The organism is Rhizobium laguerreae (assembly GCF_019778565.1).
Classification (GTDB): Bacteria; Pseudomonadota; Alphaproteobacteria; order Rhizobiales; family Rhizobiaceae; genus Rhizobium; species Rhizobium laguerreae.
This window is the reverse complement of sequence record NZ_JAAXQT010000001.1, coordinates 170,817-186,747: the sequence shown is the minus strand read 5'-3', so window position 1 is coordinate 186,747 and position 15,931 is coordinate 170,817. Positions and strand designations below refer to the sequence as shown.

Sequence of the window (15,931 nt, the reverse complement as noted above, 5' to 3'; positions counted from 1 at the left end):
AGGCATAGTAATGACAAAGCAGTTCCTAGTTTCATTCCCTCCGGCGCGCCATATTCTGAGCAGCCTTCATAGGAAGTTCGTTGTCAGAGGAGACCTTGCGCCTCAACCGTTCGTGACGAACGCCCATAAGACCCCCCGCACCATGCAAGGTACTCGATCTCCTTGGCGCGCCTTTTGCTAGACGGAAGAGACTGAAGGCCGGGTGCGATTGTGCCTCAAATGACCCACACCCTCAACTCACCGAGCCTCCACATCCGCTCGTTAGGAATTTATTGACCATAAGCTGGCTTTACTGAACGTGATGGATGCGGAGATTCCCGCACACCGTCGAGTGTTTGGTGTAGGACGGAATTGTTCGTGTTGAAGTATCCAGTGCAAGGATTATCGGGCAGAGCCTTGGGCGGAATTGCCACGCTCCTGTCGCGTGCAAAACGCTTCGCAGCGCAGACCATTCTCCCGGCTGTGTTTGCGCTGCCGGCACTTGTCGGCTCCGCATCATTTGCCTCGGCGGAAGATCGGGCCCTGAAGCTGTTCTTTACCCATACGGGCGAGAGGGCCACGATTACCTACAAGCGGGACGGAAAATTCGATCCAAAGGGCCTCGCCCAGATCAATCGCTTTCTGCGCGACTGGCGAAGGAACGAGCCGACCCGGATGGATCCCCGGCTGCTCGACCTGGTCTGGGAAGTATACAAGCGCAGCGGCGGCAAGGACTACATCCACATCGTCTCCGCCTATCGTTCGCCCACCACCAACAACATGCTCCGCAACCGCTCGCGCAGTACGGGCGTCGCCAAGAAGAGCCAGCACATGCTGGGCAAGGCGATGGATTTCTACGTTCCCGGCGTGAAGCTTTCGACGCTGCGGGCACTTGCAATGCAGATGCAGGTCGGCGGGGTTGGATATTATCCGACCTCGGGATCGCCCTTCGTGCATCTCGATGTCGGCAATGTCAGAGCCTGGCCCCGCATGTCCCGGCAAGAACTCGCTCGAATATTCCCGAATGGGCAAACGATGCATCTGCCGGCCGATGGCCGACCGCTGCCGGGATACAATCAGGCGGTTGCGAACCACAGGAGGCGCGGCAGCACTACCTCGATCCAGATTGCCAGCACCGCGGGAGAAGACGAAGACGTGAGCGCGTCGACCAGGTCGAACGACGATACCACAGACAATAAACTGGTGACGGCGCTTCTGCCCACGCCGAAAAGCCGAGCATTGAACGCGCTCGCGCTGCAGACCGGCGCAGCCCCGCGGGATGACAAACGGTCCGCTGGGGATGTTCCATCTTTCCCGATTCCGAGACCGGCGATGCGCCCGCCCACCCTGGAGCACGACGCTGATATGGATGACAAACTGGAGACTGCGTCGATCGGCCCAATTGATGTCCTTCCGGATAGGCCGGCACCGGCGTTGCCAATCTACGCCCGCTTCGAACCCCGCCTTGTTGCACAGCAGGCCTCCAAGCAGGGCACGAACATGATCGCCTCCCTGCCCATGACCGCTTCCTGGGAAGAAGCAAGTTTCCTTGGATCGACGTCCGAAGCGGCGCTGATGAAATGGGCGCTGCATTCTCCTGGCGAGATGATGGGATTGAGCGCGCCTCGCATTTCCCCGCGCACGGTTCATCGTGAGGTCAATGTCGCGACGTCAGGTGAGGATATTATTCCGGTCGCCGCCCAGTTCGATGCCAACCGGCTTGTCTCGTCCCCGGAGGGCTGACCTCATCGTCAAGGCTTGATGCGCAGCACGAAGCCGTTCAGAAGCGCCAGAACGGCCATGGTGGAACCGGGCTGGCGGTCCCGAGAAACCAGGTGCCGCCGCCCAGTGCCAGAAGCCTGTGCGGTCACCAGCAACAGCCGAGCGGCACCACGAAGGCGTGACATTCCATGTATCTGCGTATGGCCGACTAGATTTTTTAGGATCTCCTAAACAATTGCCACACCTTATGGGCGATGCGCGCGTATCGGCCCGAAAATCGGAATCTATGCTCGGGAAAAATGAGGTAGATCCAATGTGTTAAAGCGTTGTCCAGGCGCTTGAAAAGACGACGACGATCGTTTCTGCGCGCGGAAAATTCAGACCAAAGTCCGATCCAACCCCGGACTTCGTGCCCATACCAAACGTTCAATCGCTGTAATAACAATAATATATCTTGAAGTAATGAGGCGCGTTGATGTGAGAAGCGTATCAATTTCTGGCAGAGCTGGCTTCATTGGATCGACTGTGACCGACTTCTACTTAGGAAGCGATGTCCGGAAACTGGTTGTTGTTGACGATGTTTACACTGGACCTTTCGAAAATATAGCACACATCAAGGATCCCCGTTGCCGCCGAGCGACATGCTTGTCGATGAGCAACCTCAGCTCTGGATCCGGAACGCGTCGGAGAGGTTCTCGAAACCATCCGGATTCCTTCGATCGTGCCCGCAGATGGGGCGGACTTCTCATGGCACGGATAGTCGAGATAGGGCAGGTCGTGATGATCGCGCAACGCTCATCTGTAGTATCCGGTCCGGCGCGGTCGCTCGTTATCGAGCGCGGTATCGGCAGCGACAATCACCTTAAAGTAGGTACATTTAACGATTAACATTAATGAGTGAGTATTTCTTAGAACTCCTCTAAATAATTGCCATGCATTACAGGCGATGCTAATAAACAGGCACATTTCTCAAGTCACGAGGCGCAATGCAATGAAAAGCGTATTGATTTCTGGCGGGGCTGGCTTCATCGGATCCCACTTGTGTGATCGACTTTTGCTGAGGACGGACATTCAGAAGCTGGTCGTTGTCGACAACCTCTGGACCGGGCTTTTCGAAAATATCGCGCACATCAGAGACCCCCGTTTCCACTTCGTGAAGTCCGACGTCGAGACGCTGCAGACGTCGGAGAAATTCGACGAAATCTATCACCTTGCATCCCCCGCATCGCCGCCGTGGTACATGAAGGAGCCGAAGAGGACGATCTCCGCCAATCTTCTCGGGGCGTTCCGGTTGCTCGACTTACTGAAGAAGGGTGGACGTTTCGGTTTCACCTCTTCTTCCGAAGTCTATGGCGATCCTCTGGTGTCGCCGCAGCCGGAATCCTATAAGGGCCAGGTCGACTGCACCGGACCTCGCTCATCCTACGACGAGAGCAAACGATGCACGGAGTCGCTGCTGTTCGAGATGCAGCGTACCCAGGGGCTCGACGTCAAGATCGTTCGCCCCTTCAACATCTATGGCCCGCGGACACGGTCCGACGATGGCCGCGCAGTCTCCAACTTCATCACCCAGGCGCTTTCGGGCCGGCCGATTACCGTGTTCGGCGACGGCCTTCAGTCTCGCAGCTGGGGCTATGTCGATGACGTTGTCGATGGTTTCGCGCGATATTTCTGGATGAATGAAACCGACTATAAGGGGCCTCTGAACGTCGGCAACGATCGCGAGATTTCGGTTCTCGAAGTCGCGCAATATGTCTCCAGACTTGTCGGCGGCGTGCCGATCGTCTTCGAACCGTCACCGCCGCAGGATCCCACGAACAGACGGCCGGACTTGACCAATGCCCACTATGTCATGCCCGAGTGGTCGTGCAAAATCACCTACGAACAGGGCGTGGCGATGACTCTCGACTGGTTCAGGGACCAAATGAGGCACGCCGCGGAATAAACCATGTCGGCTTTCGAGACTCGCGTCTTGGATGCGCGCGGCGTATGTTCACGGTGCGATTGAGAGAGTATGATGCGAGAACCAATTCCGTCCGATCTGAAGGATATGAGTTTTCCCGTACCGATTCACTATCTCGATCTCGCCTCCTCTCGTCTCGATGCCGTTTCGCCCCCGATCTCCGATGGGCTCGTGGTCTTTCTGTCGGATGGTCTTCCCGTCGGACAGACCTATATAGAAATGCCCGAGACAGCTACCGCCCTCGCCGCGCGTATCGTGCGGCCCGAGACCCTCGAGCATGCGCGTCATGTCGCGCAAACGCCGGTGCGCAACCGAGACGTCAGCATTCTGATTTGCACCAAGGACCGGCCGGAGGAGCTACGTCGGTGCTTGGCCTCGATCCCGAAACAGTCGCTCGGCCCCATCGAGATCATCGTGGTGGATAATGCCTCCGCCGGTGATGCGACACGTCGTGTGGTGGAGGAATCGGGCGCAACCTATGTCCGCGAAGACCGGGTCGGGCTGGATTATGCGCGCAACGCGGCGGTTCGTGCGGCGAGAACCGAATTCGTCGCGTTTACGGACGATGACGTCGTCCTCCACGAGCGCTGGCTGGAAAACCTGATGAAGGGGTTCGACCTGCCGGAGATCGCCTGCGTAACCGGGTTGGTTCTTCCCGGAGAACTTGCAACGCCCGCACAATTTATATTCGAAAAGCATTGGGGTTTTGGCAGGGGCTATCTGCGGCAGGATTTCAATCAGGACTTCTATCGTCGGGATACACGTTACGGCGCTCCGGTCTGGACGATCGGGGCCGGCGCAAGTCAGGCCTTCCGTCGCAAGGTCTTCGAGGAGATCGGCCTGTTCGATGTCCGCCTGGATATGGGCGCTGCCGGATGCTCGGGCGATTCCGAATACTGGAACCGGCTCCTCCATCATGGCCATGTCTGCCGCTACGAGCCGACGGCGGTAGCCTGGCACTTTCATCGCAAGGATATGAAGGGGCTCGCCAAACAGATTTACCAATATATGAGTGGCCATGTCGCAGCACTGCTGGTCCAGTATCAGAACACAGGCAATAACGCCAATCTGCGGCGCATCCTGCTCTCGTTTCCGAAATATTACGCGGGAAGGCTCCGAAGACGGCTTCGCAAAGGCACGACATCGCACGACTTCTTCCTGAAGCAGGAGATGCTCGGAAGCGTAAACGGCGCGCTATACGTTCTGCGGCGATGGAAGAGGCCCGCATGGTGATCGCTGCCGCGCCTGATATTTCATTCCTCATCCCCGCCTATAATGCAGCCGATACGCTTGCCGAATGTCTTGCCAGCCTGCAGCAGCAGACGCGATCGAACTGGCAAGCGGTCGTGGTCGATGACGGTTCGACCGACCGCACCTGGGAGGTGCTTGAGGGCATCGCAAGAACTGATAGCCGCATTCGCCTCGCCCGCCAGCCGAATGCCGGCGCAGCGGCGGCGCGAAACCACGCTGCAAGACTGGCATCCGCACCCCTGCTCTGTATGCTGGATGCCGACGACTGGCTGGATCCGACTTTCATCGAAAACATGCGGCCGGTGGCAGAGGATGCATCTCCACCCGTTCTCGCCTATTGCAATTATCGTCGCGTTGCTCCGGGCGGCCAGTTGCTGCGGGTAGAACAGGCTCCCATTCTGACGGGAGATGCCGCCAAGCGCGAATTCTCCTCCTTCTGCGCCCTTGCCATCCATACGGTCGTCTTTCCCAAAAGCCTTTTTGAGCTTTTGGAAGGCATGGATGAAACCTTGCAGACCGGCGAGGAATGGGATCTCTGGCTCCGCATGGCCTTTGCAGGCGCCGAATTTTGCCATGTGGACAAGTGCCTCGCATTCTATCGCATGAAGGCCGGCTCGCTGTCCGGCGATCCGGTCAAACTGGTGCGCGACGCGGTTCGCGTGACGACGAAAGCGCAGGCGCTGCAGATGCAGCAGGGCTTGTCGGCCGGGGGGCCGGAGACAGGTTGGATCACGCCCCCCGTCAGCCAACTGCGCATGCTTGCCTGGGTCGTCGCGGCCAAGCTCGATCCGACTTTGGATATTGCAGCTCTTGCAGCGCTTCTGCCTGACATGCCGGACGCCGCGGGCTACGAAAACCTTTTTGCCGGCGTCATCCTCCATGGCCTGCAGACAGGGCTCTTTATCGATCGGGCAGACGGTCTCATCGATGTTCTCGATAAATGGCGACCCACGTTCCTTTCGCTCATCCAGCTGATTCAGAATCATTCCATGCCTGGCGCTGGGCGCAAGATCATTGACGCCGTTTCCTGGCACATATCCGTCGCAAACCCTTTGCGGTCATTCACGCTTGGCAATGTCCAGGTGGTCAGTGTCTCGCTCGAAACGCTTTCGCGAATCCCCAAGGCCGAACCATCAGACACGCTCGTCATGCACGCCATGTCCGGCGGACAACATGTCGGCTCCTTTGTCGGGCCATTCTGGGGCGATCTTTCGATCCGGGCGCAGATCAGGCTGATCATGCATGAGATGCAGGCAGACGAGCATCTGCAAACGCCCCACGCACTCGCCTATGCCAGCTCCTGGACAATGGAGGCATTGCGCGGCTACAGGACCTTCGGCGGACTGATCATCAAAAGCGGCCGGCGGCGAGGGCGTCTCGAAAGGTTTTTGGTGCGTGTCGGACGCAATGCCCTCCTTGCCACAGCGCCCGGCGACAAACAGGACAATGACGCCCGGATTTCCGAAATCCTGCGGGATTTCGAACATCGACTGGCACCGCCGTTTCGAAATTCTCCCGGGCCAAGGTCGGAGAAAAGAAAAGAGACTGCTTCCACTCAATCGGAAGAGGAATACTGGGAGCATATGTTCGAACGCCCGGATCCGTGGAATTACATCTCGGTCTACGAGCAAGTCAAATATGCGCAGACGTTGAGCCTGATCCCGGAAGGGATCGAAAAGGCCCTCGAACTCGCCTGCGCCGAAGGAATCTTTACCGAGAAGCTGGCGCCAAGGGTCGGTCGGCTGACGGCCACCGATATTTCCCAGCGCGCGATCGACAGGGCGATCAAGCGGTGCCGCGACCATGGTAACGTCGAGCTTCGTGTTCTCGATTTCGTCAAAAGCGATGTTCCGCCCGAGCAGGATCTCGTTATCTGTTCCGAAGTCCTCTACTATATGAAGGATGAGGAGATGCTTGCGGCCGTCTGCCGGAAGATGGCCGCAGCAGTGAAGCCGGACGGCCACCTAATCACTGCCCACGCGCATATCCGCCAGGACGAACCCGGCCGAACCGGTTTCGATTGGGGCCATCCTTTCGGTGTCGAGACGATAAAACGGGTTTTTGCCGCGCAGGCCGGCCTCGCCCTGGAAGAGACGATCGACACCGAGCTTTACGCCATCCACCGATTCAGGAAAGGTGCCGTGGCCAATCCCGCCCTGCGGATCGAAGCGCACGGAGCCCCATTGGATACGGATGTGGCAAAGCACATTATCTGCGGACCGGCGGGCATCGCGCGCGAGGCGGCATGGAAGACGGAGGTGACCACCTCGGTTCCCATTCTGATGTATCACAGGATCGCAGAAGACGGCCCCGCTGCACTCCGGCGCTTCCGCACGCCGCCGGAGATTTTCCGCAAGCAGATGCAGTTCCTGAGGCGACAGGGCTATTACAGCGTGACCGCGCAGAACCTGGCAAATCTTCTGCGCAGCGGCAAGCCGATCCAGGGCCGGCCTGTGATGCTGAGTTTCGACGACGCCTATCTGGATTTCCAGACGAACGCCTACCCGATCCTTGCCGAGAATGATTTCAGCGCCGACGTGTTCGTCGTGACCGATAAGGTCGGCGGTCGGTCAGATTGGGATTCCGCCCATGGAGAACCTGCACCGCTGATGTCGTGGTCGCAAATTCAGGAATTGCACCAAAAGGGCATCAGCTTCGGCTCCCACCTCGCATCCCACACACCAGCCAGTGCGATTGATAACGAAGCCCTGCTGGCCGAAGCCATATTATCGCGCGACGCGCTGCAGAGCCGGCTGGGCGCCCCGGTGGAATCGATCGCACTTCCTTATGGCGGGACAGACTTCAGGGTCCCGGGCATTCTGGCGCTTGCCGGCTATAGCGTCGGCTTCACGACCCGGCCGGCAAAGGCTACCTTCTCCGATAATTTCTTCGCTCTGCCGCGCTTCGAAGTGCGCGGGGATCGCCCGCTTGAAGCCTTCCCTGAACTCATCGGCCTGCCCGGAGCCTTTATCGGATGACAAAGCCATGACTGCCGCAGCATCCCCCTTGGTCACCATCGTCATACCGGCTTACAATGCCGAGAAGACGCTTGTCGAAACATTGCGAAGCGTCTCTGCCCAGTCTTACGACAAGCTCGAAATCCTGGTGGTCGACGACGGGTCGCGGGACGGCACCTTCGATCTTGCGCGCGACTACAGCCTGACCGATCGCCGTGTCCGTGTTCTCCGCCAGGACAATGGTGGGGTTGCGCGGGCGCGCAACCACGGCATCAAAGAGGCGCGCGGCTTCTATATAGCCCCTGTCGATGCCGATGACGTGTGGCATCCCAGCAAGATCGAGCTCCAGCTTGAGGCGGTGCTGAAATTTCCCCACGGAAACGGAGTTGCCTACAATTGGTATGCGGCGATTGACGAAAACGGCATCATTTTCGGCCATTCGCGCCCGGTCCTGCATCAAGGAAACATCTTCGAACCGCTGTTGCGGGAAAATTTCATCGGCAATGGCAGCACGCCCTTGATGCCGCGGGCGGAGATTCTTCGCTGCGGCGGCTATGACGCCGGCCTGCGCGACAACGGCGCCGAGGGGTGTGAGGATCTGAAACTTTATCTGGCGCTCGCCGAAACGCTGCCCTTCGCGCTGGTACCCGATTTTCTGACCGGCTATCGTTTCACGAAGGGCAACATGTCCAGCAATGCCTATCGGATGCTGAAGTCCCACGCCTTGGTGATGGCGCCGATCATCGCCCGCTATCCACATTTTGAGCGTGATATCCGGACCGCCGAATTCAACACCGCCTCCTGGTATTTCAAAAAGGCGTTTCTCGACGACGATTATGCGCAGCTCAAAAAGCTGGCGCCGATGATGGTGAGCAAATACCCCTCACGCCTTGTCATCCATGGCATGCAGCAGGGATGGCGGCAGGTAAAACGCCACGGCATACGCATAGCGAGGCGCGCCCTGGGCAAGCCTCCGGCCCGACCCAAAACCCGCTTCGTCGCGGTCATCCCGCAAGCCGGAACAGCTTTCCGCGATCGATACGCCGGCATGCCGGCCAGGGAAGCGCCCAGCCCCATCGCCCAGCGGGTGGCCGACAATGAATAGGTTTCGAAAACCTGCATCCGCCAAGCCGGCCACCGCCTACAACCTGATCGTGGCAGCTCGGTTCCGCGAGCTTCGGCGACTCGTGCCGGCGCTGCGGTTCAAGATGACGGTGATGATCGTCCTCGGAATTCTCACCGGCCTTTCGGAAATGATCGGGATAACCCTTCTGGTCAGCCTGGTCTTTCTTCTCGGGCAGCAAGGCCCGGTTTCCGGCTCCGCCATTGCATGGCTCCCGGCGTTTTTCGGCAACATCGACCTCAGCCTTTCCAAGCCTGTCCTGATCGGCATTCTCATCGGCTCCATCCTCCTGCGGATTTTTCTGGGATGCGCCAACTCGCTCATCTCGAGCGCGATCAATCATCGGATTAGCGACAGGATGCGGGATCGCCTCTACGCTAAGGTCCTGGCCATTCCTTTCCAGCGATTTCAGGACTATGAGCGTAGCGACCTGATCAACGTCATCGCCACGGAATCCTATGCGGTCTCCTCGGCGCATGCCAGCCTGGTGCGGTTGGGGGTCAATTTCGGCACGATCGTGATCTTCGGCGTCGGCATGGTGGTGATGGCCTGGCCGATCGCTTTACTCGGGCTCATCTTCGGCGTCCTCCATAATTTCGCATTAGGCTTCTTTGCCGGCGCCTACCGGCGCGTGGGAGCCTCGGCGGTGGCGGCAGTGGAGGCATTGACGCAACTGAGCTGGACAACGCTCCAAACTGCCAAGGCCGTCAAAAGCTTCGGCCTCGAGAAGCGCCACCAGCAGCTCTTCGCGGCGCTTTCCAGGGAGGTCGGCCAGACTTGGCGCCGGTCGGACTGGATGGGCGCGACGACCTCGCTTGTGAGCGAAATCCTGACGTTCGGTGTCATCCTGACGATCATTCTATCCTCGGAATTCCTGCCGGTGGATTTCAAGGCGGCGCTCTCGGCCACGATCCTTCTCTACAGGCTGCAGCCGCATATCAAAGGATTCGATTCCCAGATTCTGAGTCTTTACGAGATGGAAGCGTCCCTGCAAAACGTCCTGGCGCTGCTTGCGGAGAAGGATGACATCAAACTGACCTCGCAAGGAGAGCCGGTCACCCGCCTGGCGGAGGCGATTGTCTTCCACAACGTCTCGTTCGCCTATGAGCGGTCGAACGCCCCGGCTGTTGACGATCTCAGCTTCTCCATCAGGGCAGGCGAAACGACGGCTCTGACGGGGCCGAGCGGCTCCGGCAAAACCACAATCCTCAACATGATTCTCGATCTCAACCCGCCGAGCCAAGGCGTGATCACCATTGACGGAAGGGACCTCGCAACCATTGACCGTTCCAGTTGGCTGGAGCTGCTCTCCGTGTCGGGTCAGGACGTTGAACTGATGGAGGGCACAGTCCTCGACAACATCCGGTTTCGTCGCGATATATCGGAGCAGGATATCCGCTGGGCGGCCGATGTGGCCTGCGCAACGGAGTTCATCAACGATCTGCCGTATGGCTTCGATGAATGGCTGGGCGACGAGGCGATCCGGCTTTCGGGCGGACAAAGGCAACGCATAGGCCTGGCGCGCGCGCTCGCCGGCCGGCCTCAGATCCTGCTGTTGGACGAAGCGACGAGCGCGCTCGACGAAGATACCGAGATGCGGGTGTTTTCGGCGATGAAAGAAGACGCCGGCAGAACGCTCATCGTCGTTAGCCATCGGCCCGCTGTGGCCAGGCTGATGAAGAATCGGATCGATCTCCGCCCCCCCGCTCCCACGTCGAAGCTCGGGTGACGGAGATGGATATGTCAACGATGTCCGGGATTTGGGTGGCCGTCGTGATCCCCGCCTATAACGCCAGAGACTACCTTGCCCAGACGCTCCAGTCCGTCATCGACCAGACCCACAAGGCGCTGGAGATCGTCATCGTCGACGACGGCTCGACGGACGACACAGCCTCGATCTGTCGCCATTTTGCCGCAAGTGATCCAAGGATCCGGATTGTCTCGACTGAAAACCGTGGCGTCGCCGCGGCCCGCAACGCTGGGGTTGAAGCATCGAAATCCGACTACATCGCCTTCCTCGATGCCGACGATCTGTGGCATCCGACCTATATCGAAAGAATGCTTTCGGCTCTCCATCCCCTGCCGAACACCTGGGGCGCGGTCTATGCTCTTCACCGTCTCATCGATCCCGAGGGATATTGCATGAGATCCGGTTCGTCACTGAACGCCAGGGACACCATTTTCACCCGTCATCTCGTATTCCGCTTCGTCGGCAATGGCAGCGGCTTCATGGTTCGCCGCGCAGTCATTGAGAAGATCGGTGGCTACGATCCAAGTTATGCCAGGCAGGGTATCGGAGGATGCGAGGATTTCGACTTCGAACTTCGTACAGCTGAGCATTTCAAGATCGAGACGGTGCCGTTGGGTCTAGTGGGATATCGTGTTCATTCAGCAGCCATGTCTTCCGACAGGTCGCAAATGGCGCTATCGCTTCTGGCTGTGACGGAGCAATGTATCGCCCGCAATCCACAGCTTCCAACTTTTGTCGTCAATTGCGCCCGCGCCTCGGCGAATCTTTATGCATTTTCAAAATTTGCCGCATTGAAAGATTGGCGCCGCGCCGCGACCTCGCTCAAGCACATTTATCATCATAGCCCAATGCTTGCTTCCGGCATCCTGTTCAAATTGATCCTTTCAAAAGCCGACAGAGCCGCACGCAGGACATTGTCCAAAGCCTGGCCAGCCAAGGAACAAAAGGGAAAGAATTTCAGGAAATTCGAAGAGATAGACCCACTTGTCCCATTGGTTGGCGGTTGGACACGCTTCAGGACGAAGGCATTGTTAAGGCACTTGTCGGAGATCGATCGATCCGGCGAATGCTCTGCGGCGGCCTCGTCGCAGGAGGCTTGATGCTTGCCGACTACACATCTGTTGGTGGCGCCAGCGCCGGCGGCAGTTTTTCGCCCGGCTGCTCAAAAATCTGAAGGTTTAACAACCCATCACTTCAATCGGCGTGGCGACTACCTCGCTACCTTCTATTACGAATTTGATAATTAATCAGAATAGTAAGAGCAAATAAGAGAACAAGATATAAAAAAAGCAATTACCCCAATAATGATCTGTGACAATACAGAGTTTTACTGTAATCATCCTTATGCACGTGCAAACATTCTTAGCAGAGGACCCGTCACCCACCCCGGCGGGTCCTCGACTTTGCTTTTTTGGCTGATTGCAACAAATGCGACAGCCGTTATCGCTGCATCGGCATAAATAGATTTCACCGCGGATGGCGATACTATCGCTGTTGAGTTCCGTTTGATCAGAAAATCCCCCGTCATCGGCAAGTGAAGAGCAAAATTCGGGTTCTGTTCCGTCAATATTTCGACCATCGACTCAATTCACCTCGGTGATGCTTCCGGATCCGCAATGAAATTGCGGAGACAGAAAGATCATCATCAAATTCGAGACTACCATCCGATAGAATTTCATAAGCATCACTGCCGCAATTAAGAACAACAAATCAATTGATTACCATCATGTATAAACTTAATCGTCTTACAATTGATTTTTAAACACAACCATTGTCTGAAATTCACAATTTTACCTTTTGATAAATTTTATCCCGATGAACTCAATTATCAATTTCATATATTGTGCATACATTTTCAAGGAGCATCAGCATTACCTTCGACTTGGGAACAGAGGATCTACCGAAAGCTACTTCTCCCGCCGGGCTCTCAACGACCCCGGCAAATGCCTGCATCATCGGTGATGATTGGTCACCGCGGATGGCCCAACAATCCTGGGACGGTCGCGAGGAGAAAAGTTGCCGATGCAAAACACGACCGCTGGGCTGAAGTGTAATATATTGATAAATAAAGGGTATCTCTTATCTGCCTGCGACCTGCACCGAACAGGTCGGCCAACAGCATTCGGTCTGCCTTTTCAAAAGTCGGCATATGAGCCTGGACTCGCAATTGAAATACCGACACAAAACTCAACGACCTAAGACATTCCTGTCCTCTTTGACGAGCCTCCCGATACGACACAAGCGATTGCTCGCGGCGCAGTTGACATGTCCTGATTCAACACGCGTGCGGCCTGTAAGATGGCTGACCTGTGTCGAAATGGTCGCACCTCCCAAACGAATTAACCCTTCATAAAGCATTTGCTTGCTCAACTTATAATTTGTGTCATGGTCACTGTAAGTAGTGAGGGAGCCGACCTGATGAGTGATATAGCATCGCAGATTCCGGAATTTGGTTACGATGAGCGCGTGATGATCTGCCGGAAGCAGATCGAGAAGGCGGTCTATCAGTTCATTGCAAATACGAAGGTCGAGGGATGCGATCCGGCGGAAGTCGCAATGGCCATCGCAGACATTGCCGACGATTACATTCTGTTGCTGGCCCAGAAGCGCAACCTGACCCATTGAGATGAAGGGTCGGTCGTTGATCGGCTTGTCGTGCAGAAGACATTGAGTGCGAAATCGCGCCGCCTCCCTGCCCGGAGGCAACGTCAGCGAAGCCGCTTACCCCTCGCTTGAAACCATCCGTGCTTGAAACAAACGGCCCCGTTCGATTGACGACTGCGCGGTTGCGCCCAACCACACGCAATAACCCCGAAGATCGAAGCTCACTTTCGGGGTTATGCGCGGGTTTGAAGTGATGAAGCGTTCTCGGCGCGCCCTATCGGACGCGTCGTACTAATGACTTCTCACACTCACTTGCGGAACCGGGGAGCTCAATTCAGCCAATTCCCTGGTCAAGCCCTCCCCCACCTCCTGCTTCACTGCCTCGAGCGCAAGGTCGAGGCAATTCGTCGCGAACGGGAGTTTGACATCCTGAGCGACCTGTCGCGCATAGGCGATCATCCGCGCCAACGCGACGAGCTCTTCCAGACCGTCTTCCGCCCCTTGGTCTGCATCTATCTTGACAACCGATGTCACGCCCATGCCCATTTCTCCAATGAATTGAAGAAATGATACGCGTGTGGAGGTGATCCAGCCCGTGAAAAAAGCGTGACACAACCCTCGGTGACTATTGCCGATTTCAGTTCACAATGCAGGGCGCGTGGGGAATGAGGTGTTGTGCAGTTTCCAGGGCTGATCGGCAGTCGAGCGAATGTCGCGGACGTCCTGCACCACTTTCAATAATCCCAAGGCATCGATGCGTTTTTGATCGACGGCGTTCGACAGAAGTGTCGCCAGCAGTCGCTGACGATCCGGCTCGGCCAGCCCAGCACACTGCTCGACGACCGCCCGCCACGTTCGCTTCTTGAAGAATATCGCGCTTGCGGCATCTTCGAGCTGTTGGCGCAACCGACTTTCCAGTAGCCCGCGATCCTCCATCGCATCGAGCGTTGCGCTGACATTGACGAGCGGTACCGTCAGCGGCTTGCTGCCCAGCGCGCTCGGCGCGTGCGTGAGCGCGACGGCGGCATCGTCGACCAGCCGGCCGGTGCGATAGTCTTCGAAAATGCGGCCGATTCCGATCATGCCGAACGGATGGCATTCGGCAGCGCGCAACGCGCCCATGCTTGCCGCCCCGAGAACCGCGACACCCAGCGACAGAGCATGGAGAATTTCCTTGTGCCAGACCGGTGCGGCATATTCGAAGCCGCCGTCAATCAGGCCGATGACATTGGCACCCTGCTCCACCGCGGCCAGGACATCGCCTTGCGTGGCAGGCGGCAAGACGCGTATCCCCTCGCCGGCAAACGACGCCGCATCGGGAAGACTGGGACCTGCGAAAATGAGCTTCAAAACCCTATTGCCCTGGCAAGCGCCCTCGTTCCAAACCGCCGGGCGCGCTCCCCCTCCGGATTTTCGAGCTCGGGAATGACAATCTTGACAACACTGAACGGAAGCGTGTTCTCGCTGAGGCGCACGGCGATCACCGAAACGATCCGCCTGTTTCTGAGCGCGTCGAGCACATGCTGCAGCAACTGCGCCAGATCCTGCTGGTGATACCCTGCCGCCTCGTCACGGCCCATGGCAGCGGCGGGCGGTGCGGCAACCGCATCGAAGGCCTGTCGCATCAGCGGCGGCAGCCATCTTGAGAACGTTGCGGGAGAAATATCGTCCCTGGCTCCGCTGATATAGGTCAGCCGGGACTGCACGGCTTCCGTCACCGCCCGAATGGCCGCGCGGACGGGAGACGGATGAGCCCCGGTACCGCCGGTCACCTCGACGAGGCGAATGTCCCTATTGCCGTGAAAATCCCGGGGGCCCAGAAGGGAATCCCCAGGACCCAGCATGGCGGTGAAACAGGGGATCCCGATGTCGCTGGTGATATCGAAGAGCCTGAGCGCCAATCCCGAGGTTTCGATCTTGTCGATCAACCCGTCCAGGGCGCCGTCCTGAAAGCCGCGGGGATCGGTGCAGCCGGCATAACGATCCGCTTCCGCGCCCACCTGCCACAACACATGGGCATCACGCTCGATACGCTCCAGGACGCCGTGCAAGATCGCCTCCTCGACATTGTTTCCCGAGGCCAGGCCATCCGATGACATCCAGTATCGCGCGTCACGCGTGCGGTCGAGCACCACCGCTTCAAAGGGGATATAGACCGCCTCGCCGGTGAGAATATTGACGCCGGCAACCCATTCCGTCTCCTCGTCGGGTCCGAGATCGGGTTTATGGACAGCGGTCAGGCAGTTCAGCGCGTCGGTCTTGTGCCCCATTGCCTGCAGACGGGAAGAGGTGCCGCGGACGAGATCGACGGTGGGTTCGCCGGCGACCGCCCGTTCGAGGGCTTCCATGACGGTGGATACTTTGGCATCAAGATCGGTCAGACCCTTTCCCTGGGCAATCACGATCGAGCGGGAATTCGGAGTGTATGCGCACCAGACGGGGATTCCGATATCATCCAGTCCGGTATGTCGCGCAACCCTGGTGATGCCGAACCCGGCCAAAAGAGGTTCGACGCGGGAAAGGGTTTCCCGCGGCGACATAACCCTGTCGGAATATATGGATCGGTGTGTCAGAATACCGGC

Annotated in this window: 12 protein-coding genes; 8 read left to right on the top strand and 4 right to left on the bottom strand. The window is 57.8% G+C overall.

Annotated elements, in window-relative coordinates:
* Window positions 1-351: 351 nt before the first annotated feature.
* A complete protein-coding gene (locus HFO71_RS00890) occupies window positions 352-1,722 on the top strand; it encodes a peptidoglycan L,D-endopeptidase MepK (RefSeq protein WP_221987471.1) in 1,371 nt (456 codons plus the stop codon).
* An 8-nt stretch (window positions 1,723-1,730) separates the two neighbouring features.
* Here the strand turns inward: HFO71_RS00890 and HFO71_RS00885 are convergent, their stop codons facing one another.
* A complete protein-coding gene (locus HFO71_RS00885; RefSeq protein WP_158081422.1) occupies window positions 1,731-1,886 on the bottom strand; it encodes a hypothetical protein in 156 nt (51 codons plus the stop codon).
* Window positions 1,887-2,692: 806 nt separating this feature from the next.
* Between HFO71_RS00885 and HFO71_RS00880 the strand changes: the two genes are divergently transcribed.
* From HFO71_RS00880 to HFO71_RS00850, 7 genes are all read left to right on the top strand, one after another.
* Complete coding sequence (locus HFO71_RS00880) at window positions 2,693-3,646, top strand: NAD-dependent epimerase/dehydratase family protein (RefSeq protein WP_077979017.1); 954 nt, start codon at window positions 2,693-2,695, stop codon at window positions 3,644-3,646.
* Window positions 3,647-3,715: 69 nt separating this feature from the next.
* Window positions 3,716-4,897, top strand: coding sequence for a glycosyltransferase family 2 protein (locus tag HFO71_RS00875; RefSeq protein WP_221987469.1), 1,182 nt, complete (start codon window positions 3,716-3,718; stop codon window positions 4,895-4,897).
* A complete protein-coding gene (locus HFO71_RS00870; RefSeq protein ID WP_221987467.1) occupies window positions 4,891-7,893 on the top strand; it encodes a trifunctional glycosyltransferase/class I SAM-dependent methyltransferase/polysaccharide deacetylase in 3,003 nt (1,000 codons plus the stop codon). Before HFO71_RS00875 ends, HFO71_RS00870 begins: the two co-directional genes overlap by 7 nt.
* A 7-nt stretch (window positions 7,894-7,900) precedes the next feature.
* Complete coding sequence (locus HFO71_RS00865) at window positions 7,901-8,977, top strand: glycosyltransferase family 2 protein (protein ID WP_077979019.1); 1,077 nt, start codon at window positions 7,901-7,903, stop codon at window positions 8,975-8,977.
* Window positions 8,970-10,724: an ABC transporter ATP-binding protein gene (locus tag HFO71_RS00860; protein ID WP_221987465.1), complete on the top strand. Its 1,755-nt coding sequence runs from the start codon at window positions 8,970-8,972 to the stop codon at window positions 10,722-10,724. The genes HFO71_RS00865 and HFO71_RS00860 overlap by 8 nt, the downstream gene beginning before the upstream one ends.
* Window positions 10,721-11,845 (top strand): glycosyltransferase family 2 protein, encoded by a 1,125-nt coding sequence (locus HFO71_RS00855; protein ID WP_221987463.1) that lies wholly within the window; start codon window positions 10,721-10,723, stop codon window positions 11,843-11,845. The genes HFO71_RS00860 and HFO71_RS00855 overlap by 4 nt, the downstream gene beginning before the upstream one ends.
* Window positions 11,846-13,163: 1,318 nt before the next feature.
* Window positions 13,164-13,370 carry a hypothetical protein gene (locus HFO71_RS00850; RefSeq protein WP_003542083.1) on the top strand — a complete coding sequence of 69 codons (207 nt, stop codon included), beginning with the start codon at window positions 13,164-13,166 and terminating at the stop codon, window positions 13,368-13,370.
* A 270-nt stretch (window positions 13,371-13,640) separates the two neighbouring features.
* Here HFO71_RS00850 and HFO71_RS00845 read toward each other — a convergent pair whose 3' ends face one another.
* The 3 genes from HFO71_RS00845 to HFO71_RS00835 form a co-directional block, all read right to left on the bottom strand.
* Window positions 13,641-13,889: a hypothetical protein gene (locus tag HFO71_RS00845; RefSeq protein ID WP_003542090.1), complete on the bottom strand. Its 249-nt coding sequence runs from the start codon at window positions 13,887-13,889 to the stop codon at window positions 13,641-13,643.
* Between the two features lie 102 nt (window positions 13,890-13,991).
* Window positions 13,992-14,699 (bottom strand): TfuA-like protein, encoded by a 708-nt coding sequence (locus tag HFO71_RS00840; protein WP_221987461.1) that lies wholly within the window; start codon window positions 14,697-14,699, stop codon window positions 13,992-13,994.
* On the bottom strand, window positions 14,696-15,889 hold the full coding sequence (locus HFO71_RS00835) for a YcaO-like family protein (RefSeq protein WP_077979022.1): 1,194 nt from the start codon (window positions 15,887-15,889) through the stop codon (window positions 14,696-14,698). The genes HFO71_RS00840 and HFO71_RS00835 overlap by 4 nt, the downstream gene beginning before the upstream one ends.
* Between the last annotated feature and the right edge of the window lie 42 nt (window positions 15,890-15,931).

What these genes read in the sequence shown, in the direction of transcription:
- HFO71_RS00885 (WP_158081422.1), bottom strand. Translation starts at nt 1,886, where the DNA reads ATGTCACGCCTTCGTGGTGCCGCTCGGCTGTTGCTGGTGACCGCACAG.
- HFO71_RS00880 (WP_077979017.1), top strand. Translation starts at nt 2,693, where the DNA reads ATGAAAAGCGTATTGATTTCTGGCGGGGCTGGCTTCATCGGATCCCAC.
- HFO71_RS00875 (WP_221987469.1), top strand. Translation starts at nt 3,716, where the DNA reads ATGATGCGAGAACCAATTCCGTCCGATCTGAAGGATATGAGTTTTCCC.
- HFO71_RS00870 (WP_221987467.1), top strand. Translation starts at nt 4,891, where the DNA reads ATGGTGATCGCTGCCGCGCCTGATATTTCATTCCTCATCCCCGCCTAT.
- HFO71_RS00865 (WP_077979019.1), top strand. Translation starts at nt 7,901, where the DNA reads ATGACTGCCGCAGCATCCCCCTTGGTCACCATCGTCATACCGGCTTAC.
- HFO71_RS00860 (WP_221987465.1), top strand. Translation starts at nt 8,970, where the DNA reads ATGAATAGGTTTCGAAAACCTGCATCCGCCAAGCCGGCCACCGCCTAC.
- HFO71_RS00850 (WP_003542083.1), top strand. Translation starts at nt 13,164, where the DNA reads ATGAGTGATATAGCATCGCAGATTCCGGAATTTGGTTACGATGAGCGC.
- HFO71_RS00845 (WP_003542090.1), bottom strand. Translation starts at nt 13,889, where the DNA reads ATGGGCGTGACATCGGTTGTCAAGATAGATGCAGACCAAGGGGCGGAA.
- HFO71_RS00835 (WP_077979022.1), bottom strand. Translation starts at nt 15,889, where the DNA reads ATGTCGCCGCGGGAAACCCTTTCCCGCGTCGAACCTCTTTTGGCCGGG.